The organism is Noviherbaspirillum sp. ST9, assembly GCF_048799745.1.
Taxonomy (GTDB): domain Bacteria; phylum Pseudomonadota; class Gammaproteobacteria; order Burkholderiales; family Burkholderiaceae_D; genus Noviherbaspirillum.
Map to the genome: position 1 here is coordinate 1 of NZ_JBLWFR010000134.1, position 605 is coordinate 605.

Annotated in this window: 1 protein-coding gene; it reads right to left on the bottom strand. The window is 66.8% G+C overall.

Translation table 11 applies throughout. The features are described from left to right. Positions 1–105: 105 nt before the first annotated feature. Positions 106–605 (bottom strand): tripartite tricarboxylate transporter substrate-binding protein (locus ACNOHI_RS25170; protein ID WP_420477463.1); only part of this gene is annotated, 500 nt, incomplete at its 5' end.

The following is a 605-nucleotide window of genomic DNA, read 5'->3' on the forward strand; positions in this document are numbered from 1 at the left end:
CACCGCCTTGCCGAGCCGCGCTCGCTGGGAGGCGACATCGATGAAGGGGACGGCTTCGACAGACATGTGCTGGTTCATGATCGCTGGATTTCCAGGTTTGAAGGATCAGCCGACGACGCGGCGCGGGCCATTGCGCGGGGCGGACGCCGCGGGCTTGGCGGGCAGCTCGAGGCAGCGGATCGCGATCTCGAGGCTAGCGACACCCTCCTCGCCCGTCACGGCCGGCGCGCCGCCGCCACGCACGGCCTTGAGGAAGGCGATCAGCTCCGGGATCGACTTGATGCCGGTCGAAGGATGCGCCGAGACGATATTCGGGATCCGGATCATGTTGGAGACCGGCTGCAGCTGCTCGGCCTTGTAGGAGAGGTTCTTGTAGATCCGCAGGGCAATCGCATTGGGACCGGGATTGCCGATCAGGATGGTGTGGCCGTCCGCCTTCGAGCGCACGACTTCGGCCGTGCCGATGGTGCCGCCGGCGCCGGAACGGTTTTCGACGATCGCCGATTGGCCCCAGACCGACTGCAGATGCGCGGCAAGCAGACGTCCCATTACGTCGGTGGAGCCTCCGGCGGCGGCCGGCACGATCAGCTTGACGGTTTCGGTCG